The following is a 19,620-nucleotide window of genomic DNA, read 5'->3' as shown; positions in this document are numbered from 1 at the left end:
GTGGCCTGCTCCGGATCGAGGCCAGTTTATCTCTGCCCACTGCATCTGCTATCCGGTTACGCGGAGATGACTTAGGTGCATTTTCAATGCCTTATACAATTCTATCATCCAGTCACAGTTATAAGCTTCTGAAATGGTTAGAATAATTCTAAAACATTCCTGCGCTGGTCAACTTCATTTAACTTGCAGGGCTGGCAGTGCGGATATAAAAGATGACCAAATGACGAAGGCTTCATGCCGGGTTTGAAGAGAAGCGACCATCGGACAGGCCGATTTCTCTGTCTTTTGGATAGTCGGAATGCTTGTACCTTTTCTCATCATGTTCCGCGAAGGCGTGGAAGCTGCGCTGATCGTCGGGATTATTGCCACTTATCTCCATCAAACCGGGCGTAGCGCCTGGATGCCTGTGGTCTGGATTGGCATTCTGCTGGCTTTGGCCATGTCGCTGACTGTTGGCGCTATCCTGCAGCTTCTGAGCGCGGAATTTCCTCAGAAAGCGCAGGAGCTTTTCGAGGCCATTATTGGTCTGATTGCGGTTTTCGTCCTCACTTCAATGGTGTTCTGGATGCGCAAGGCGGCGCGCTCCATCAAGGTGGAACTGCATCATTCCATCGATGCGGCGTTCCAAACCCCGACGCACAAGGGCTTTGGTCTTATTCTCATGGTCTTCTTTGCGGTGGCGCGTGAAGGGCTTGAATCCGTTTTCTTTTTGCTGGCTGCTTTCCAGCAGAGCGAAGGCCCGGCGGCGCCTGTGGGCGCGCTGCTCGGCGTTTTGCTTGCAGCGGCGGTTGGATACGGCATCTTTAAAGGCGGCTTGAAGTTGAACCTCCGCCGCTTCTTTCGCTGGACGGGCGTTTTCATCCTGATCATCGCGGCGGGCATTCTGGCCAATTCTGTCATGGCGCTGCATGAGGCAGGTATCTGGAACCACTTCCAGGCAGTCGTTTTCGACGCGAGCGACATTCTCCCGCTAGACAGTACGCTCGGCTCAGTTCTGGCTGGGGTTTTCGGATATATCGCAACGCCGACTGTCAGCGAAGTGGTCGCCTATGTGGCTTTCCTCGTTCCGGCACTCATCCTGTTCCTCATGCCAGCGAGCGGATCAGTGGCCGCAAGCCAGATCAAGACAAGCGCACAATAAAAGAGATTTTCATGACGAACCCGAAGCCTACAGAACCGATGTCGCGCAATCTGGTCCGCATAGGACTGGCCGTCGCCGTGCTGCTGCTGCTCGCTGCCGGTGGGGCATTTTATTATGCATCCCGTGTATCGGACAAAGCGCGGCATGCAGGAGCTGGCGACAAGATACAAGTCGCGATCAATGCAAAAAGCTGCGAGCCGAACGAATTGACCGTCCCGGCCGGGCGCTCGGTTTTTGAAATCATCAACAAGTCGGATCGCACGGTCGAGTGGGAAATCCTCGATGGTGTGATGGTTCTCGAAGAGCGCGAGAATATTGCGCCGGGCTTCAAGCAGACAATCACAGCGAAGCTGGCGCCAGGCGAATACCAGATTACCTGCGGGCTTCTTTCCAATCCTCGGGGCAAGCTGACCGTAACTGCGACCGCTGCCAGCGAAGCGGAAAAGAGCAAACTGCCCCTTACAGCTTTTATCGGTGCACTGGCTGAATATCAGATTTATCTCACAACCGAGGTTGCTGAATTCCAGAAAGCTGTTGCGGCGCTTTCCGCCGCAATAGCGAGCGGTAATCTGGAAGCCGCACAAGCCGCCTATGGTCCGGCGCGCGCCGCCTATGCGCGCATTGCGCCCGTCTCGGAAGCATTTTCCGATCTCGATACGGCCATTAATGCCCGTGCCGATTATTTCGAAAAGCGCGAGAAGGACGCAGGCTTCGGTGGTTTGCACCGTGTCGAATATGGTCTGTTCGAACAGAAATCCGTCGATGGACTGGCAGCTGTGGCTGGCAAGCTTGAGCAGGACGCCACCGTCTTGAAAGAACGCATTCGCGGACTTCGCATTTCACCGGACCGCATGATGGCGGGCACTGCTTCCGCCCTTAACCGTTTCGCTTCAACAGCGTCGGATGAAGGTGAGGACCGCTATGCACATACTGATCTGCAGGCTTTGTCGGGCCTTCTCGAAGGCGCCGCCAAGACTGCCAATGTCCTGCGCCCCATTGTCGAAAAGGTTGATCAAAAGGCATTCGAAGGCATCGACAAGGACGCTGCTTCGATCAAGTCGCTGCTCGGTGCGGACGCTCAGGGCAATGGTTTCAAGGCGTATGACGCACTGTCGCCTGATGAAAAGGCGAAATTCAAGGACGGCGCGGCACAACTTGCTGCGCAATTTACGAAACTCCGCGATCAGCTGGGAGTAGATTGATGACCAGAAAATTTTTTAAAAACGATACGATAACGTCTGAAGAACCTGTTTCGTCCGCTCGGCGCGCATTGCTGCTGGGTGCGGGAGCCGCCGGTGTTGCCGGAACTGTTGGAAGCGTGCTTGCACCTCAGGCAGCACAAGCGCTTTCTTCTGAGAACGTGACCAATGCGCCTGAGAGCGAGAAGCTTCACGAAAGCCAGGCTTTTTACGGAAAGCACCAGCCAGGCATCGTCACGCCGCGTCCCGCGGCCGGGCTCGTTGCTTCTTTCGACGTTTTGGCACGGGACCGCTCCGAACTTGAGCGCATGTTCCGGCTGCTCACCGAGAGGACCGAATTTCTGATGAAAGGCGGGACGCCGCCGGAACTCGATGCAAAATTTCCGCCCTCCGATTCCGGCATTCTTGGCCCGGTCGTCACACCCGACAATCTCACTGTTACGGTTGCGCTTGGTTCGTCTCTGTTCGATGACCGTTTTGGCCTGAAACCGTTGAAGCCGAAACTTCTGCAGCGCATGACGAGTTTTCCCAACGATGCCCTGCAAAAGGACATTTGCCACGGGGACCTCGTAATTCAGTTCTGTTCAAATACGCCGGACACGAACATTCACGCCCTGCGCGACATCATGAAGAACATGCCCGACCTTTTGTTGGTGCGCTGGAAACAGGAAGGGACGGTTCCTGTGCAGCCGCCGCATTCGCCGAAGGCGAAAGAAAGTGCGCGGAATTTCCTGGGCTTCCGCGACGGGTCTGCCAATCCCGATCCATCTGATGAGGCATTGATGAACCGCATCGTCTGGGTGGGCGAAAAAAATGCGGAGCCGGATTGGGCAACCAATGGCAGCTATATGGCGGTGCGCATCATACGGAACTTTGTCGAACGCTGGGATCGTACGCCGCTACAGGAACAGGAAGCGATTTTCGGACGGCGCAAGGATAGCGGAGCGCCATTCGACGGAAAAACCGAAACCGATGTTCCCAATTATGCGAAGGACGCCGACGGCAAAATCACGCCGCTCGACTCGCATATCCGCCTGGCAAATCCGCGCGATGCAAATGCCGAGCAGCACCTCATTCTGCGTCGTCCGTTCAACTATTCCAATGGCGTCAGCAAATCGGGCCAGCTTGATATGGGTCTGCTTTTCATCGCCTATCAGGCCGATCTGGAAAAGGGCTTCATCACGGTTCAGAACCGGCTCAACGGTGAGCCGCTGGAAGAATATCTGAAGCCGATCGGGGGTGGGTATTTCTTCGCGCTGCCAGGTGTTGAGGATCACAAGGACTACTACGCGCGCGCACTTTTGGAGGCCAGCGGTCCGCAAAATGCCCGCGGGTAAGGAAACTACCAGAACATTTTGATTTTACGCGCATTTTTTGAAATGCGTCCCACGTGGAGAGGCAAAATATGAAGTATCGTCTGCCATTGCTTGCATCGGCATGTGCCGTTGCCCTTACGCTCAGCTTCGGCGCTGCGAAGGCCGAAGTTTCACCGCTGGACCTCGTTCAGCCGATCGCTGATTACAAGGTCTATGTGCAGGAAAACCTCGACGTTCTGGTCAAGGACACCAAGGCGTTTACCGATGCGGTCAAGGCAGGCGATCTGGAAAAGGCTAAGGCGCTTTATCCCTCCACCCGTGTCTCCTACGAAAAGATCGAACCGATTGCCGAACTCTTCGCTGATCTCGACGCTTCGATCGACAGTCGTGCGGATGACCATGAAAATGGTGAGAAGTCGGAAGACTTCACCGGATTCCACCGTATCGAATACGGCCTGTTCGCGCAGAATTCGACCGAAGATCTCGCGCCCATTGCAGACAAGCTCTATGCTGATGTGCTGGAACTTCAGAAGCGGGTGAAAGACCTCACCGTGCCGCCAGAGAAGGTGGTTGGCGGTGCTGCTGCCTTGCTCGAAGAAGTGGCGGCAACCAAGATCTCCGGTGAGGAGGATCGTTACAGTCACACCGACCTCTGGGATTTCAAGGCCAATGTCGACGGTGCCCAAAAGATTGTCGAGCTTTTCAAGCCATTGCTGGAAAAGGAAAATCCGGACCTCGTGAAGAAGGTGGAAATCAACTTCAAGACGGTCGATGACATTCTCGCCAAGTACAAGAAGGGCGACGGCTACGAGTCCTACGACAAGCTGTCGGAAGATGATCGGAAGGCGTTGGCTGGTCCGGTAACAACGCTTGCCGAAGATCTCTCCACCCTGCGCGGCACGCTCGGCCTGAATTGAGAATAGAGAATTGAAATGGCGGGGTAACCCGCCATTTCATGCGCTCATGCGCAGCTTGATTTCTGCATTCAGCAGGACGCGCTGGGTTTCCGGCAGTTCCAGCCGGTCATCTGTTGTTTCGCCCAGCGTCCGAAACAAGAGTTCAATCGCCAGACGTCCGATCTCGTTATAGTCCTGAGCCACCGTTGTGAGTGGAGGGCAGGTATATTCCGACAGCGGATTGTTATCGTGACCCGCGACGCGAACGTCACAATCCTTGAGCCTGCCGATTTTAAGGCCGGCCTGCCAGAGGCCGCTAGTTACGCCGAAGGCGATGCGGTCGTTTGAGCACAGAACGGTGCTGGTCGGAAGTCTGCCCTTTTCGCGCAGAATTCTTGCGGTCTGCTCGAATGCATAACGTTCGAAATCCCAGCTGCGGCTTTCCTCCAGATCGATGATGCGCGGCTCATAACCGAGCTTTTCCATTGCCAGACGATAGGCTTCCTGCCGCTTGACAGCATTATTATTGACCATGGGCATGGAAAAATAACACGGCTCGCTGCCCGAGCGGCAAAGGTAATCGACAATTAGGTGGAAGGATTTGAGATTATCGGTCCCAACAAAGGGTGAGGTGCTGTCGAGCGGAGAGTCGACATATACAATCGGAACATCTTCGGCGAGGCGCGCCAACGTTGAATGCTGCGATGCTTCACCGAGCGGCGCAATAATGGCGCCGGCGACATTCAGAGATCGCAAGGTTTCGATCGCCTGCTTCTCAAGTTCGGGCTTGCCATCGGAAGAGAGAACAATTGCCAGATAGCCGCGTTGTTCCGCGAGGGATTGCAACCGTTTTGTCATCGCCATGTAGAAATGGTCGAGCTGGTTGGGGATGATTATACCCAGAATTGTCGTGCGACGCCGATTGAGGTTCACTGCGAAAAGATTGGGACGAAAACCCGATTGTTTGATTGCCGCTTCTATCAGCTCCCGGGTCTTGGGTCGAACGGACGATGGATCGCTGAAGTATTTCGACACCGTCGGACGCGAAAGCCCTACGAATTCCGAAAAATCTTCCATGGTGCGTATCGTCTTGCGCACGTCTCTATGTCCTGTTCGTCAATCGTCGTAGGTTTGGCTGCATGCGGCAAGGCTGCTTTTGGCGAAGCGGCAATGCAAATGGAACGCGCTGATTTCTCAGGACAGAATCTGATCCTGATTGCTGCTTCATCAACGATTTCAGGATGTTCCTCCAGCTCTGTTCGCCTTCATTCTCGCTCAGGCGATATCCGGTCAAACTGTCAAAGGCAGGGCAAAACGTCAAGCCGACAAATGTCTTTGCCGAGAATGATGCCATGGCTATTCCAGTATGCTAAAACAGTAACTCGTGAATTTGGTAGGTGAAATGTCCGCTTTTTCAGCCTTAGCCCCCTCTTCACACCGCGGTCGTTTCTCCTCACAACGCAAAATTGAAAACCGTGCTTGACAAGGCGTGAAAGCTCGCGCCATAAATTTTACATATGTAAGAATTTTGCTATGCATTCGTAAAGGAGGAGACGAAATGCGGACCAAATCTTATGTTGCAGGGCTTATCGCGTCTGCTGCAGGGGTCGCACTTATGGCTGGAACTGCGTGGGCGGAAGAGCTCACCGTGGCCACAGTCAATAATGGTGATATGATCATCATGCAGAAACTGTCGCCGGAGTGGGAGAAAGCGACCGGCAATAAAATCAACTGGGTTGTTCTTGAGGAAAACGTGCTGCGTCAGCGCGTGACGACCGATATTGCTACCAAGAGCGGCCAGTTCGATATCCTGACCATTGGCGGCTACGAAACCCCGATCTGGGGCAAGGCGGGATGGCTCCTATCGGTCGACGATCTTGGCGAGGATTACGGTTATGACGATCTCATCAAGCCGGTTCGCGCCGGTCTGACGGTTGATGGCAAGCTCTACGCGGTTCCGTTCTACGCCGAAAGTTCGTTTACGCTATACCGCAAGGACCTGTTCGATGCGGCTGGGCTCAAGATGCCCGATGCGCCAACCTATGCGGAAATAAAAGACTTCGCGACCAAGCTTACTGACAAGTCGAAAGAACAATATGGTCTCTGCCTGCGCGGAAAGCCGGGCTGGGGCGAAAACATGGCCTATCTCGGTACGCTGATCAACACTTTCGGAGGCCGATGGTTCGATGAAAACTGGAAGCCACAGATCAATTCAGACGAATGGAAGAAGGCAATCAACTTCTATGTCGACCTGATGAAGGAAGCTGGACCTCCCGGAATTACCTCGAACGGTTTCAATGAAAATCAGGCGCTTTTCTCGACTGGCCATTGCGCCATGTGGATTGACGCCACTTCGGCGGCAGGCCGGATTTATGATCCTAAGCAGAGCCAGGTTGCGGACAAGGTTGCCTTCACCAAGGCACCGGTAGAGGCAACGCCGAATGGTTCGTCCTGGGCTTGGTCCTGGAACCTTGCAATTCCGGCATCGAGCAAGAAGGTCGATGCTGCAAAATCGTTCCTGAAATGGGCGACGTCGAAAGAGTACGTTGAGCTCGTAGGCAAGTCCGAAGGTTGGGTTGCCGTTCCTCCGGGCACGCGCCAGTCCACCTATGCCAATGAGGAATACAAGAAGGCAGCTCCGTTTGCGGACACAGTACTGAAAGCTATCGAATCTGCCGATCCGACCAAGCCGACCAAGGACCCGGTTCCCTATACCGGCATCCAGTTCGTAGCCATTCCTGAATTTCAGGCAATCGGGACATTGGTTGGTCAGGCGATTTCGTCGGCTGTCGCCGGTCAGCAGAGCGTGGATGCAGCGCTCGATGGCGCGCAGCGTCAGGTCGAACAGATCATGACGCAAGCGGGTTACATCAAGTAACGGCCAAAAGAGCGGTTCTGACGTTATCCGTTGGAACCGCTCTGACTGTTTGCTTTGCGCATTTCCCGTACGCAAAATCGTTCATGCTTTTGCTGGAGATGCTCTAGCGGCCTGTCGTCTTCGGTAGGAGGAGAAACGACTGGTCTGATTTTCGTAGACGTTCGCCGTGGCGAATCCGAAACGGGAAGGGGAGGATTGGTTCGAATGCCAGCAAACCAAACGTTGGCCGCAGGCACAAAGTCACGCTTTGCCGTCAAGTCGCGTCGCAGTGTCCGCACGGGACCACTGCTCGCTCCGGCAGTCATACTGCTTCTGCTCTGGATGATCGTCCCGCTGTCGATGACACTGTGGTTCTCGTTCCAGTACTACAATCTTATCAACCCGTTCATTACCGGCTTTGCCGGTTTCTCGAACTATTCCTTCCTGCTGTCCGATCCCACGCTTTGGTCGGCGATCGCCAAGACGCTTATTCTCGTTGTTTCTGTTCTGGTGATATCTGTCGTTTGCGGCGTACTCTTCGCCGTCATCTTCGATCAGGAATTCTGGGGAAAAAACATAGCGAGGCTTCTGGTCATCGCACCGTTCTTCGTTATGCCGACCGTGTCGGCGCTCATCTGGAAAAACCTGTTGATGCATCCGGTGAATGGGCTGTTCGCCTTCATCTCGCGCAGTTTCGGATTGCCGGTCATCGACTGGTTTTCACAGTTTCCAATGGCATCCATCGTCTTGATCGTGTCCTGGCAATGGGTGCCGTTTGCGACGCTGATCCTGATGACGGCAATGCAGTCCCTTGATCGGGAACAGATGGAGGCCGCGCGACTTGACGGTGCCAAGGGGCCGGTCATGTTTTTTTACATCGTGTTGCCGCACCTGCTGCGCCCGATTTCGGTCGTCATAATGATCCAGACGATTTTCCTTCTTTCAGTCTTCGCGGAAATTCTCGTCACCACTTCAGGGGGGCCGGGTATCGCCACAACGACGCTTACCTATTTCATCTATCTTAAAGCACTTCTTCAGTGGGATATCGGCGGCGCTTCCGCAGCTGGCGTTATCGCAATCATCCTGGCCAACATCGTTGCAGCGTTCCTGATCCGGACCGTTGCACGAAATCTGGATAGTTAGGGGGCTGACCGATGGCTGCAAAACGCAGGATCAACAAGGCCGCGGTCTCGGCTGGGGTTATCGGCTGGATTGTGGCGCTACTGATGTTCTTCCCGATTCTCTGGATGCTGCTCGCTGCATTCAAGACGGAAATCGACGCGGTGGCGCCCCCAAGACTATTCTTTGAGCCGACACTGGAGAATTTCGTAGCGGTCAATCAGCGAGCCGATTATTTCCGCTATGCCATGAACAGCATCGTTGAAAGTCTTGGTGCGACCATTCTCTCGCTTATTATCGCGGTGCCAGCCGCTTATGCCGCGGCATTCTTCCCCGGCAAGCGCACTAAAGACCTTCTCTTGTGGATGCTTTCCACCAAGATGCTGCCCGCCGTCGGCGTATTGGTGCCAATCTATCTTCTCGCGCGTGATAGCGGACTTCTCGATACGCGCACGGGCCTTATCATCATCTTCACCCTGTCCAATCTGCCGATTGTCGTCTGGATGCTCTATTCCTTTTTCAAGGAAGTGCCGGGAGAAATCCTGGAAGCAAGCCGCATGGACGGGGCGAAAGTCGGCCAGCAGATACGCTATCTGCTTTTACCACTAAGCCTTCCGGGTATAGCGTCGACCGCGCTTCTTTCCATCATTCTATGCTGGAACGAAGCGTTCTGGAGCCTCAACCTTACGGCTTCGCAAGCGGGCCCGCTCACCGCCTTCATCGCCTCCTTCTCATCCCCGGAAGGATTGTTCTGGGCAAAACTCTCGGCAGCGTCCACGCTCGCCATCGCGCCGATACTTGTCTTCGGGTGGATCACGCAGCGCCAGTTGGTGCGCGGCCTCACCTTCGGCGCCGTGAAATAGAGGAAATGAAATGGCTACACTTTCATTTAAAAACGCCACCAAGTCCTTCGGCAATATTGATGTTATCAAAGGGGTCGATCTGGATATTGCCGACCGTGAATTTGTGGTTTTCGTTGGGCCGTCCGGTTCGGGCAAGTCAACGCTTCTGCGCATGATCGCCGGGCTCGAGGAAATTACTGGAGGTGATCTCACCATTGACGGGCAGCGTATCAACGATACGCCGCCGGACGAGCGCGGTCTTGCCATGGTTTTCCAGACCTATGCGCTCTACCCGCATATGAACGTTCGCGACAATATGGGTTTTGCGCTGAAACTCGCCGGTGTCGCCAAGGCTGAACGTGAGAGCAAGGTTGAAGAAGTTGCAAAAACGCTGCAACTCGATCAGTTGCTCGACCGCAAGCCGAAACAGCTTTCGGGGGGGCAGCGCCAGCGCGTTGCCATCGGACGCGCGATGGTGCGCGAACCGAAGATATTCCTGTTCGACGAGCCGCTGTCCAATCTCGATGCAGCGCTGCGCGTGCAGATGCGTATCGAGTTGGCGCGTCTGCACGACCGCCTCAATGCAACAATGATCTATGTCACGCACGATCAGGTGGAAGCCATGACGCTTGCGCACAAGATCGTGGTTCTCCGTGATGGCAAGGTGGAGCAGGTGGGATCGCCGCTGGAGCTTTACCACCATCCGGTCAATCGGTTTGTGGCCGGCTTTATCGGTTCACCGACCATGAACTTCATCGAAGTCAACGCCAGCATAGTCGATGCCGATGGGGTCACAGTCCAACTCGCCAATGGCCGTTCGGTCAAAGCGCCCGTCAAAGGCGTAGGAGTAAACGCGGGTGCGCCCTTGGTTCTCGGCATTCGTCCGGAACATCTTCACCCGACCTCTGATGGTATTCTCGAGGGAGAGATCATGGTTGTAGAACGCCTTGGCGGTGAGACTTATCTCTATGTACAAAATGAAAGCGCAACCGGACTGGTTGTTGCGGAGGCAGGCGGGGGCAGCGAGGCACGTGCACACGAAACGGCCAAGCTGGGTTTTGACCCGACCGATGCGCATTTGTTTACACCTGACGGCAAGGCTCTGGAGCGCTTTGAACGGCATCCATTATTGCTGACGGAAAAGAAAACGCACCTGTAGGAGCAGGCTGCAATATCCCGGAGTATCCCCATGAGACTGAAAGACAAGGTGGCCCTCATCACTGGTGCGGCGCGCGGTATTGGGCTTGGATTTGCCGAAGCCTACGCGCGCGAGGGCGCGAAGGTCGTCATCGCCGACATCAACATTGACCGGGCGGAAGAAGCCGCGCGCAGTATCGGTACATCGGTCAAGGCGGTAAAGCTTGATGTGACTGACCTTCGCCAGATCGACGATGTGGTCGCGAAAATCGACGCGGATTATGGCGGTATCGATATTCTGGTCAACAATGCCGCGATCTTCGACATGGCTCCCGTCAACGAATTGACCGAAGACAGCTACGAGCGTGTGTTGGGTATCAACCTCAAGGGACCGCTTTTCATGATGAAAGCGGTTTCAAATGTGATGATCAAGCGCGGACGCGGCGGCAAGATCATCAATATGGCCAGCCAGGCAGGGCGTCGCGGCGAGGCGCTCGTGACGCTCTATTGCGCATCGAAGGCGGCCATCATTTCCGCTACGCAGTCGGCCGCTCTTGCTCTGGTCAAATACGGTATCAACGTGAATGCGATTGCCCCCGGCGTGGTCGATGGCGAGCACTGGGATGTGGTGGATGCGAACTTTGCGAAATGGGAAGGTTTGAAACCGGGTGAGAAAAAGGCTGCGGTGGCAAAATCTGTGCCGATCGGTCGGTTTGCGACGCCTGAAGATATTACTGGCATGGCGGTGTTCCTCGCGTCATCTGACAGCGACTATATCTTAGCCCAGACTTTCGGTGTTGATGGCGGCAACTGGATGGCATGAGGCGGTGGGGCCGAGACATAAAATGAAAGCGATCTATTTTACCGGCCACGGCGAAGCAGGCCTGACCGACTTACCGGAACCGGCATTGCAGCCTGGGCACGCCTTGATCGACGTCAAGGCGTCAGGTCTCTGTCATACCGACATTGATGTCCTGCATGGCCGCTACGGTTCCAGCGCATTTCCGTTGGTGCCGGGTCACGAATATGCGGGCATTGTGGTCGCCGTGGCAGAAGACGTAACCAATGTGAAGGTGGGCGACCGCGTTGCGGTCGATCCGAATATTCCATGCGGTTATTGCCGTGCCTGCCTCAAGGGGCTGACCAATCTCTGTTCGGATTTGAAAGCTTATGGCGTAACGCACAATGGTGGCTTTGCGAGTATGAGTCTTGTCGAGGCAAGCCATCTCCATTCCATCGGGGATCTGCCTTTCAATGTAGCGGCCCTCGCGGAACCGCTTGCCTGTGTCCTCAACGGACTTGGCGCAGCAGATCTCAAGACTGGTCCATACGGAACCGAAACCGCGCTCGTCTTCGGTGCCGGGCCTATAGGATTGTTGCTTGCGTTGTCGCTGAAGGCACGAGGTGTAAAGCACGTTGCTGTAGCCGATATCAACGAACACCGGCTGGCATTTGCGGAGGGCCTGGGGCTTGAGCCAGTCGTTTCGGGCTCGGAAATGCTGGATAAGCCTAAACGCAGCTTTGATTTTGTCGCGGATGCCACCGGTATTACCCAGGTCGTTGAAAGCATGGTGAGCTACGCGGCTGATGGCGGGACGGTTCTGATGTTTGGCGTTTGTGCACCGGAGGCCCGGATTTCGGTCGCGCCTTTTGAAATCTTCCGCCGTCAGATTCGAATTGCAGGGTCACATTCGCTCAATCGCAACATTCCGCAGGCCCTGGAAATCCTGAAGCAGGACCAAGGCGAAATGGCACGCCTTGTATCGCACCAGCTGCCCCTTAGGGAGATGCTGCCTCACTTCACCAAACATGGCGGTGATCCAGCCACGATGAAAGTCCAGTTCGTACCCGATTGAATTGAAGGAAATCGTCATGACAAAGCTGTCCCGCGTAACGCTTCAGGGCTTTGATAATGTCCATAAACCCGGCTACGACCCAACTTGTTTGAAACCGGGCATCGTGCATTTCGGTGTGGGGAATTTTCACCGTGCCCATCAGGCTGTCTACCTGGATGATCTGTTTGGAATGGGCGAGGGGTACGACTGGGCGTTGGTCGGGGCCGGGGTGCGTGGCAGTGACGACGCCATGCGTGATACGCTCATGGCGCAAGACTGGCTTACCACAGTTGTCGAACAAGAAGCTGATTATGCGGGGGCAAGGATTACCGCTTCCATGGTCGATTATGTAACCCTATCGACAGAGGAGGGGCGAAAGGCTTTGATGGCCTACCTTACATCACCTGATACTCGCATCGTTTCCATGACGATCACCGAAGGTGGTTATTACATCGATCCGGCAAGTCAGACCTTTGATCCTGCCCACCCCGATATTGTGGCGGATGCCGCCCATCCAAATCAACCGAACACCGTCTTCGGTCTGATTGTGCAGGCGCTGAAATTGCGTAAGGCGGCTGGTGTGCAGCCCTTCACCGTGATGTCGTGTGATAACATTCCGGGCAATGGGCATGTGACCGAAGATGCTGTCGTCGGTCTCGCGAAACTGGATGATCCCGCCTTTGCCGATTGGATTTCAGCCCATGTCGCTTTTCCAAATTCCATGGTGGACCGCATTACGCCGGCCACCGGCGCGCGTGAACGCGAGTTCGCAGCGAAGGAGTTCGGGATCGAAGATGGCTGGCCAGTCTTCTGTGAAGGTTTCAAGCAATGGGTGGTGGAAGACAATTTTCCTGCTGGACGTCCCGCGCTGGAGAAGGTTGGCGTCACGTTTACCGATCAGGTCGCCGCTTATGAATTGATGAAGATCCGTATTCTGAACGGCGGCCATGCGGCTATCGCTTATCCGGGCGGTTTGCTCGACATACATTTCGTGCATGAGGCCATGGAGCACCCGTTGATCCGGCGCTATCTGGAAAAGCTCACCACGGAAGAGATCATCCCTGAAGTGCCGCCGGTGCCTGATACCGATCTGGAGGCCTATCGGCTTCTCATTGACAAGCGCTTCGCCAATCCAAGCATCGGCGATACAATTCGCAGGCTATGCCTCGACGGTTCCAACCGCCAGCCGAAATTCATTCTGCCAACAGCTTCTGATCGAGTGGCTGAAGGCAAGTCTGTGACAGGATTGGCGCTCGTTTCCGCATTCTGGTGCCGCTATTGCTATGGCAGAACCGATAGCGGCGCGATCATCGAACCTAACGATCCGTCGTGGGATCGCCTGGCTCGACAGGCGGCACTCGCGAAAAGTAATCCGTCGGCCTGGCTTGCAATGGAAGACATCTTTGGCTCGCTTGCCTCAAATTCAGCCTATGTCACGGCGTTCTCGTCCGCGCTTCTACGCATCTGGCAGGATGGGACTGTTAAAACGCTCGAGCGGTATCTGGCAGGTGACCCGCTATAACCAAATTACAATGCGCCCGGATAGACCCTGACCGGACGATTGTCCTTGACCGACTCCATGACCACAAAAGTGGATGTGCTCGCCACATTGGGCAAGCTCGAAATCTTTTCGCCCAGCACCTCGCGGTAACGCCGGATGTTGGGCGTTCGCACTTTCAGAAGATAGTCGAAAGAGCTGGCAATCATGTGGCATTCTTCGACTTCGCGTATTTTGCGCACCGCCGTGTTGAATGCTTCAAGTGCGGCTTCGCGTGTGTCGGACAATTTAACTGTCGTGAAGGCGATGTGATCGAGACCAAGTTTTTCGGGATCGATTTCCGCGCGGAAGCCGACAATATAGCCTTCATCGACCAGTCTTTTCAGCCTCGCCTGGCAAGGGGTCTTGGATAGGCCGACCTTTTTCGAGAGTTCGGTCACCGGAATGCGCCCATCTTCGCTCAGGACTTCCAGAATGCGTCGATCAAACTGATCCAGATCGTCTAAAGAATCTATCTTTCGCATTCTTTTTGCCTTCATTCGAGCCAATAATAAGATCGATAATCCTTCATATGAAGCAAATGAAGGCAGAATGCAATTTGGACAAATGTTAGTGTGCGCCCACATAAAGCAGAGCTAAACTGGGCAGAGACGCTCGGGGCTGTTTTCATTTGCGAGCATTGCACCATGACCGACACCATACCCGTCCCCACCAATCCGGTTTTCCAGACTTTTGCGCCGCCGATCCGCGAGCAAAACGCGATGAGGCAGGCGATCACCGCCGCTTATCGTCGTCCTGAAGCCGAATGCGTTTCCGCATTGGCTGCGCAGGCTGCTTTGCCGGAAGAAACGGCCAAGCAGATCCGTGCCACGGCCCGCAAGCTGATCGAAGCGTTGCGCGCCAAGCACAAGGGCACAGGCGTCGAAGGTCTGGTGCATGAATATTCGCTGTCGAGCCAGGAAGGCGTGGCGCTGATGTGCCTTGCCGAAGCGCTGCTGCGTATCCCCGACATGGCGACGCGCGACGCGCTGATCCGCGACAAGATTTCCAATGGCGACTGGAAGTCCCATATCGGCGGCGGGCGTTCGCTTTTCGTCAACGCGGCAACCTGGGGCCTTGTGGTCACCGGCAAGCTGACGAATACAGTCAATGATCGCGGCCTGTCAGCCGCTCTGACGCGCCTGATCGCGCGTTGCGGCGAGCCTGTCATTCGCCGTGGCGTTGACATGGCCATGCGCATGATGGGCGAACAGTTCGTCACCGGCGAAACCATCGACGAGGCGTTGAAACGCGCCAAGCCGTTGGAAGAACGCGGTTTCCGCTATTCCTACGACATGCTGGGTGAAGCCGCGACGACTGCTGCTGACGCCGAGCGCTATTACAAGGATTACGAGACCGCGATCCACGCCATTGGTCGTGCATCGGCTGGTCGGGGCATTTATGAGGGCCCCGGCATTTCCATCAAGCTTTCTGCTCTGCATCCGCGTTACGTCCGCTCACAGAGCGACCGCGTGATGGGAGAGCTTCTGCCCAAGGTGAAGGCGCTCGCTGTCATCGCCAAGTCTTATAATATCGGCCTCAATATCGATGCCGAAGAAGCTGACCGTCTGGAACTGTCGCTCGATCTGTTGCAGAGCCTCATCGAAGACCCGGAGTTGGCGGATTGGGAAGGCATCGGCTTTGTGGTGCAGGCCTATGGCAAGCGTTGTCCGTTTGTGCTCGATTTCATCATTGATCTGGCGCGGCAGAACAAACGCCGCGTGATGGTTCGTCTGGTCAAGGGCGCTTACTGGGATGCCGAGATCAAGCGTGCGCAGGTGGATGGACTGGAAGATTTCCCGGTTTATACGCGCAAGGTACATACCGATGTTTCCTACATAGCCTGCGCCCGCAAGCTTCTGGCTGCGACCGATGCCGTTTTCCCGCAATTTGCAACCCACAATGCGCAGACGCTGGCCACCATCTATCATTTGGCTGGGCCGGATTTTAAAACCGGCAAGTTTGAGTTCCAGTGCCTGCATGGCATGGGTGAGCCGCTTTATGATGAAGTTGTCGGCGCTGACAAGCTTGGCCGTCCGGCCCGCATTTATGCGCCTGTCGGCACGCATGAAACGCTGCTGGCTTATCTCGTCCGCCGCCTTCTTGAAAACGGCGCGAATTCCTCCTTCGTCAACCGTATCGGTGACGAAAATGTTTCCGTTGATGAGCTGATCGCCGATCCGGTTGAAGTCGTTCGCTCCATGGCTGTTGTCGGGGCACGCCATGATCAGATTGCCCTGCCGGAAAATCTCTATGGCGCGCGCAAGAATTCCGATGGTTTCGATCTGTCGAACGAGACTACGCTTGCTGAACTGAGCAAAATTCTGAAAGACAGCGCCACTCGTGCATGGACATCGGAGCCGCAGGTTGCTGGCGCCAAGGTGAAGGGAACCAGCCGTCCGGTGCTCAATCCCGGCGATCACAGCGATGTTGTAGGCCAGGTGACGGAGATTGCCGAGGCAGACGTAGCCAAGGCCATGAAGGCAGCAAAGAAGGCAACGGCGAGCTGGTCGGTGGTCGCGCCTGCTGAGCGTGCAGCCTGTCTGGAACGTGCCGCTGACATCATGCAGCGTGATATGCCGGTTCTACTGGGCCTCATCATGCGCGAAGCTGGCAAATCCATGCCAAACGCGATTGCCGAAGTACGCGAAGCCATCGACTTCCTGCGCTATTATGCGGAACAGACCCGGCGTACGCTGGGCGTTGGCCATAAGGCGCTGGGGCCTATCGTCTGCATCAGCCCGTGGAACTTTCCGCTGGCGATCTTCACCGGCCAGATTGCGGCAGCGCTTGTCGCCGGCAATCCGGTGCTGGCAAAGCCTGCCGAAGAAACCCCGCTTATTGCAGCACAGGGCGTTCGTATCCTGCATGAGGCTGGCATTCCCGCTGATGCGCTGCAGCTTCTGCCGGGCGATGGCCGCATTGGGGCCGCGTTGGTTGCTGCCGAAGAAACATGCGGCGTGATGTTCACAGGCTCGACCGAAGTGGCGCGTCTCATTCAGGCGCAGCTTGCCTCCCGTCTGTTGCCAAATGGAAAGCCTATTCCGCTCATTGCTGAAACCGGCGGTCAGAATGCAATGATCGTGGATTCTTCTGCGCTCGCCGAGCAGGTCGTTTTCGACGTGATTGCATCGGCATTTGATAGCGCCGGTCAGCGTTGTTCAGCGCTGCGTGTTCTCTGCCTCCAGGAAGACGTCGCTGACCGCATCCTGACCATGCTCAAGGGCGCACTGAAGGAACTTTCGATCGGTCGTACCGACCGGCTGAACGTCGATATTGGCCCGGTCATCACCGATGAAGCCAAGACCATAATCGAAAAGCACGTTCAGGCTATGCGCGATCTCGGCCGCAAGGTCGAACAGCTGCCGCTTGGGGCTGAAACCGAGAAGGGCACTTTTGTTGCGCCGACCATCATCGAGATCAATTCGCTTCGCGATCTGAAACGGGAAGTCTTCGGCCCGGTATTGCATGTCGTGCGCTACAAGCGCGATGATATGGAGCGTCTGATCGACGACATTAACGCGACGGGTTACGGGCTTACTTTCGGCCTGCATACACGCCTTGACGAAACCATCGCCAACGTTGCGGATCGTATCCGTGTCGGCAATATCTATATCAATCGCAATGTTATCGGCGCCATTGTCGGCGTGCAGCCTTTCGGCGGGCGCGGCCTGTCCGGCACCGGACCCAAGGCTGGTGGCCCACTCTACCTTGGACGTTTGGTGGAAGCAGCGCCGATCCCGCCGCGCCACAGCTCGGTTCACACCGATCCGGCGCTTAAGGACTTTGCCAAGTGGCTTGGCAATCGTGGCATGAATGATCTGGCACAAGCTGCCCGCGATACCGGCAGCGCCTCGGCGCTCGGCCTTGATCTGGAATTGCCGGGCCCGGTCGGTGAGCGCAATCTTTATGCGTTGCATGCGCGTGGAAATATCCTGCTGGTTCCGCAGACGGAAACAGGCCTTTATCGCCAGATGACTGCTGCCCTTGCCACGGGTAATACCGTCTATATTGACGAGACTTCGGGCTTGCGGAATGTTCTGAAAGATATTCCGGCTTCCGTGGCAGCGCGTACGATCTGGACCAATAACTGGGAATCCGATGCGCCATTTGCCGGTGCTCTGATTGAAGGCGACGCTGAACGCATCGTGGAGATCAATAAGAAGATCGCGACGCTCCCCGGGCCGTTGGTTCTGACGCAGGCGGCTTCCTCGGAAGAACTGGCAAACAACCCGGACGCCTATTGCCTCAATTGGCTTCTGGAAGAAGTTTCGACCTCGATCAACACCACGGCTGCGGGTGGCAATGCCAGCCTGATGGCAATCGGCTGACCCAAAAAAGGCGGCTGCGGCCGCCTTTTTCTTTTTCGGTCGGTCTTGCATGGCTGTGCACCGATAACCTGGAGCGGTTCCTGTTCTAACAGAATCGCCGGAACCGCTCTAAGTGTTTGTTTTAGCGCATTATCCATCCCAAAACCGTTTCACACTTTTGCTGGAAATGCTCTAAAACAGAATTATTGGATTATTTTTTATGGTTTCAGAATAAAATTTACAAAGGCATTGACAGGCTTTTATAAAAAGCAAAGACTATGCACACGCTTGCAAAAGCGTCGGCGTGGAGGCGCCGCATAAAGGGAGGAAAACAATGCGTTCGGCATTTTTCGTTGCTGCGCTCGCTGCGGGCGTATCTTCATTTGCTTTTTCTGCGCAGGCCGCAGGCAATCTCAATCTCATTTGTTCGGCGGATGTGGTCATCTGCGAGCAGATGAAGAACATGTTCGAGAAGGATACCGGCATCAAGGTCAACATGGTCCGGCTTTCTTCCGGTGAAACCTACGCCAAGATACGGGCCGAAGCGCGCAATCCGAAAACCGACATCTGGTGGGCCGGCACGGGCGATCCGCACCTGCAGGCAGCTTCCGAAGGGCTGACGCTTGAGTATAAGTCGCCGATGCTCGAGCAACTGAATGATTGGGCCAAGAAGCAGGCCGAAAGCTCCGGATTCCGCACGGTCGGGGTTTATGCCGGTGCGCTCGGTTGGGGTTACAATACTGATATTCTGGCCAAGAAAAACCTGAAAGAGCCGAAATGCTGGGCTGATTTGCTCGACGCATCCTACAAGGGCGAAATCCAGATGGCCAACCCGAACTCTTCAGGCACGGCCTATACGGCGTTGGCTACGCTCGTGCAGATCATGGGCGAAGACAAGGCCTATGAATATTTGAAGAAGCTCAACGAGAACGTATCGCAGTACACCAAATCAGGCTCGGCCCCGGTCAAGTCGGCGGCGCGAGGGGAGACAGGTATCGGCATCGTCTTCATGCACGATGCGGTTTCGATGACGGCGGAAGGCTTCCCGATCAAGTCAGTCGCACCGTGCGAAGGCACTGGTTATGAAATTGGCTCAATGTCCATCATAAAGGGTGCCAAGAATCTTGAGAACGCCAAGAAGTGGTATGACTGGGCGCTGACCGCCGAAGTGCAGTCGCACATGAAGGATGCGAAGTCCTTCCAGTTGCCGTCGAACAAGTCGGCTGAAGTGCCAAAGGAATCGCCGCGCTTCGAGGACATCAAGCTCATTGATTATGACTTCAAGACATATGGCGAACCGGCCAAGCGCAAGGAATTGCTCGAGCGCTGGGATAAGGAAATCGGCGCGCACGCCAACTGATCTTTCGTTAGCTTGAAATCCGGGTGCGCCGCTCCTGTTGTGCGACGCACCATTTCCAAATGGCGGAGCTG

15 protein-coding genes are annotated in these 19,620 nt (G+C 55.4%); 13 read left to right on the top strand and 2 right to left on the bottom strand.

The window, feature by feature from the left end:
• The first annotated feature begins 298 nt into the window (after positions 1-298).
• The 4 genes from efeU (at position 299) to efeO (JNC63_RS16380) (ending at position 4,573) form a co-directional block, all read left to right on the top strand.
• Entirely contained in the window at positions 299-1,141 is an 843-nt protein-coding gene (gene efeU, locus JNC63_RS16395) for an iron uptake transporter permease EfeU (RefSeq protein WP_006469121.1), read from the top strand.
• An 11-nt stretch (positions 1,142-1,152) separates the two neighbouring features.
• The gene (gene efeO, locus JNC63_RS16390; protein ID WP_031346991.1) at positions 1,153-2,343 is read left to right on the top strand and encodes an iron uptake system protein EfeO; all 1,191 of its coding nucleotides are present in this window, start codon (positions 1,153-1,155) and stop codon (positions 2,341-2,343) included.
• Positions 2,343-3,677, top strand: a complete 1,335-nt coding sequence (gene efeB, locus JNC63_RS16385) for an iron uptake transporter deferrochelatase/peroxidase subunit (protein WP_021587283.1) — start codon at positions 2,343-2,345, stop codon at positions 3,675-3,677. Before efeO (JNC63_RS16390) ends, efeB begins: the two co-directional genes overlap by 1 nt.
• Before the next feature lie 68 nt (positions 3,678-3,745).
• The gene (gene efeO, locus JNC63_RS16380) at positions 3,746-4,573 is read left to right on the top strand and encodes an iron uptake system protein EfeO (RefSeq protein ID WP_006471993.1); all 828 of its coding nucleotides are present in this window, start codon (positions 3,746-3,748) and stop codon (positions 4,571-4,573) included.
• 36 nt (positions 4,574-4,609) lie between these two features.
• On the opposite strand, the gene JNC63_RS16375 is transcribed toward efeO (JNC63_RS16380), so the two are convergent.
• The gene (locus JNC63_RS16375) at positions 4,610-5,629 is read right to left on the bottom strand and encodes a LacI family DNA-binding transcriptional regulator (protein ID WP_006471994.1); all 1,020 of its coding nucleotides are present in this window, start codon (positions 5,627-5,629) and stop codon (positions 4,610-4,612) included.
• Between the two features lie 481 nt (positions 5,630-6,110).
• Between JNC63_RS16375 and JNC63_RS16370 the strand changes: the two genes are divergently transcribed.
• The 7 genes from JNC63_RS16370 to JNC63_RS16340 all read left to right on the top strand — a co-directional run bounded on the left by JNC63_RS16370 (position 6,111) and on the right by JNC63_RS16340 (position 13,864).
• The gene (locus JNC63_RS16370; RefSeq protein ID WP_063621096.1) at positions 6,111-7,430 is read left to right on the top strand and encodes an ABC transporter substrate-binding protein; all 1,320 of its coding nucleotides are present in this window, start codon (positions 6,111-6,113) and stop codon (positions 7,428-7,430) included.
• A gap of 204 nt (positions 7,431-7,634) precedes the next feature.
• On the top strand, positions 7,635-8,552 hold the full coding sequence (locus JNC63_RS16365) for a carbohydrate ABC transporter permease (RefSeq protein ID WP_021587282.1): 918 nt from the start codon (positions 7,635-7,637) through the stop codon (positions 8,550-8,552).
• An 11-nt stretch (positions 8,553-8,563) separates the two neighbouring features.
• On the top strand, positions 8,564-9,391 hold the full coding sequence (locus JNC63_RS16360) for a carbohydrate ABC transporter permease (protein ID WP_006469113.1): 828 nt from the start codon (positions 8,564-8,566) through the stop codon (positions 9,389-9,391).
• A 10-nt stretch (positions 9,392-9,401) separates the two neighbouring features.
• Positions 9,402-10,529, top strand: a complete 1,128-nt coding sequence (locus tag JNC63_RS16355) for an ABC transporter ATP-binding protein (RefSeq protein ID WP_006469112.1) — start codon at positions 9,402-9,404, stop codon at positions 10,527-10,529.
• 30 nt (positions 10,530-10,559) lie between these two features.
• Positions 10,560-11,330 carry an L-iditol 2-dehydrogenase gene (locus JNC63_RS16350; protein WP_006469111.1) on the top strand — a complete coding sequence of 257 codons (771 nt, stop codon included), beginning with the start codon at positions 10,560-10,562 and terminating at the stop codon, positions 11,328-11,330.
• Between the two features lie 22 nt (positions 11,331-11,352).
• The gene (locus tag JNC63_RS16345; RefSeq protein ID WP_006471538.1) at positions 11,353-12,363 is read left to right on the top strand and encodes a zinc-dependent alcohol dehydrogenase family protein; all 1,011 of its coding nucleotides are present in this window, start codon (positions 11,353-11,355) and stop codon (positions 12,361-12,363) included.
• A gap of 16 nt (positions 12,364-12,379) precedes the next feature.
• Complete coding sequence (locus JNC63_RS16340; protein ID WP_006471540.1) at positions 12,380-13,864, top strand: mannitol dehydrogenase family protein; 1,485 nt, start codon at positions 12,380-12,382, stop codon at positions 13,862-13,864.
• A gap of 5 nt (positions 13,865-13,869) precedes the next feature.
• On the opposite strand, the gene JNC63_RS16335 is transcribed toward JNC63_RS16340, so the two are convergent.
• A complete protein-coding gene (locus tag JNC63_RS16335; protein WP_006471541.1) occupies positions 13,870-14,364 on the bottom strand; it encodes an Lrp/AsnC family transcriptional regulator in 495 nt (164 codons plus the stop codon).
• Between the two features lie 162 nt (positions 14,365-14,526).
• Here JNC63_RS16335 and putA point away from each other — a divergent pair, with 162 nt between their 5' ends.
• On the top strand, positions 14,527-18,210 hold the full coding sequence (putA, locus tag JNC63_RS16330; RefSeq protein WP_006471542.1) for a trifunctional transcriptional regulator/proline dehydrogenase/L-glutamate gamma-semialdehyde dehydrogenase: 3,684 nt from the start codon (positions 14,527-14,529) through the stop codon (positions 18,208-18,210).
• A 313-nt stretch (positions 18,211-18,523) separates the two neighbouring features.
• Positions 18,524-19,549 carry an ABC transporter substrate-binding protein gene (locus tag JNC63_RS16325; protein WP_006471543.1) on the top strand — a complete coding sequence of 342 codons (1,026 nt, stop codon included), beginning with the start codon at positions 18,524-18,526 and terminating at the stop codon, positions 19,547-19,549.
• The last annotated feature ends 71 nt before the right edge of the window (positions 19,550-19,620 follow it).

It is taken from the genome of Brucella ciceri, assembly GCF_041930145.1.
Classification (GTDB): domain Bacteria; phylum Pseudomonadota; class Alphaproteobacteria; order Rhizobiales; family Rhizobiaceae; genus Brucella; species Brucella intermedia.
This window is presented reverse-complemented; position numbering and strand designations above follow the sequence as displayed.

Bases quoted from the DNA above. Each gene is read 5' to 3' on its own strand.
- efeU (WP_006469121.1), top strand. From the start codon at position 299: ATGCTTGTACCTTTTCTCATCATGTTCCGCGAAGGCGTGGAAGCTGCG.
- efeO (WP_031346991.1), top strand. From the start codon at position 1,153: ATGACGAACCCGAAGCCTACAGAACCGATGTCGCGCAATCTGGTCCGC.
- efeB (WP_021587283.1), top strand. From the start codon at position 2,343: ATGACCAGAAAATTTTTTAAAAACGATACGATAACGTCTGAAGAACCT.
- efeO (WP_006471993.1), top strand. From the start codon at position 3,746: ATGAAGTATCGTCTGCCATTGCTTGCATCGGCATGTGCCGTTGCCCTT.
- JNC63_RS16375 (WP_006471994.1), bottom strand. From the start codon at position 5,629: ATGGAAGATTTTTCGGAATTCGTAGGGCTTTCGCGTCCGACGGTGTCG.
- JNC63_RS16370 (WP_063621096.1), top strand. From the start codon at position 6,111: ATGCGGACCAAATCTTATGTTGCAGGGCTTATCGCGTCTGCTGCAGGG.
- JNC63_RS16365 (WP_021587282.1), top strand. From the start codon at position 7,635: ATGCCAGCAAACCAAACGTTGGCCGCAGGCACAAAGTCACGCTTTGCC.
- JNC63_RS16360 (WP_006469113.1), top strand. From the start codon at position 8,564: ATGGCTGCAAAACGCAGGATCAACAAGGCCGCGGTCTCGGCTGGGGTT.
- JNC63_RS16355 (WP_006469112.1), top strand. From the start codon at position 9,402: ATGGCTACACTTTCATTTAAAAACGCCACCAAGTCCTTCGGCAATATT.
- JNC63_RS16350 (WP_006469111.1), top strand. From the start codon at position 10,560: ATGAGACTGAAAGACAAGGTGGCCCTCATCACTGGTGCGGCGCGCGGT.
- JNC63_RS16345 (WP_006471538.1), top strand. From the start codon at position 11,353: ATGAAAGCGATCTATTTTACCGGCCACGGCGAAGCAGGCCTGACCGAC.
- JNC63_RS16340 (WP_006471540.1), top strand. From the start codon at position 12,380: ATGACAAAGCTGTCCCGCGTAACGCTTCAGGGCTTTGATAATGTCCAT.
- JNC63_RS16335 (WP_006471541.1), bottom strand. From the start codon at position 14,364: ATGCGAAAGATAGATTCTTTAGACGATCTGGATCAGTTTGATCGACGC.
- putA (WP_006471542.1), top strand. From the start codon at position 14,527: ATGACCGACACCATACCCGTCCCCACCAATCCGGTTTTCCAGACTTTT.
- JNC63_RS16325 (WP_006471543.1), top strand. From the start codon at position 18,524: ATGCGTTCGGCATTTTTCGTTGCTGCGCTCGCTGCGGGCGTATCTTCA.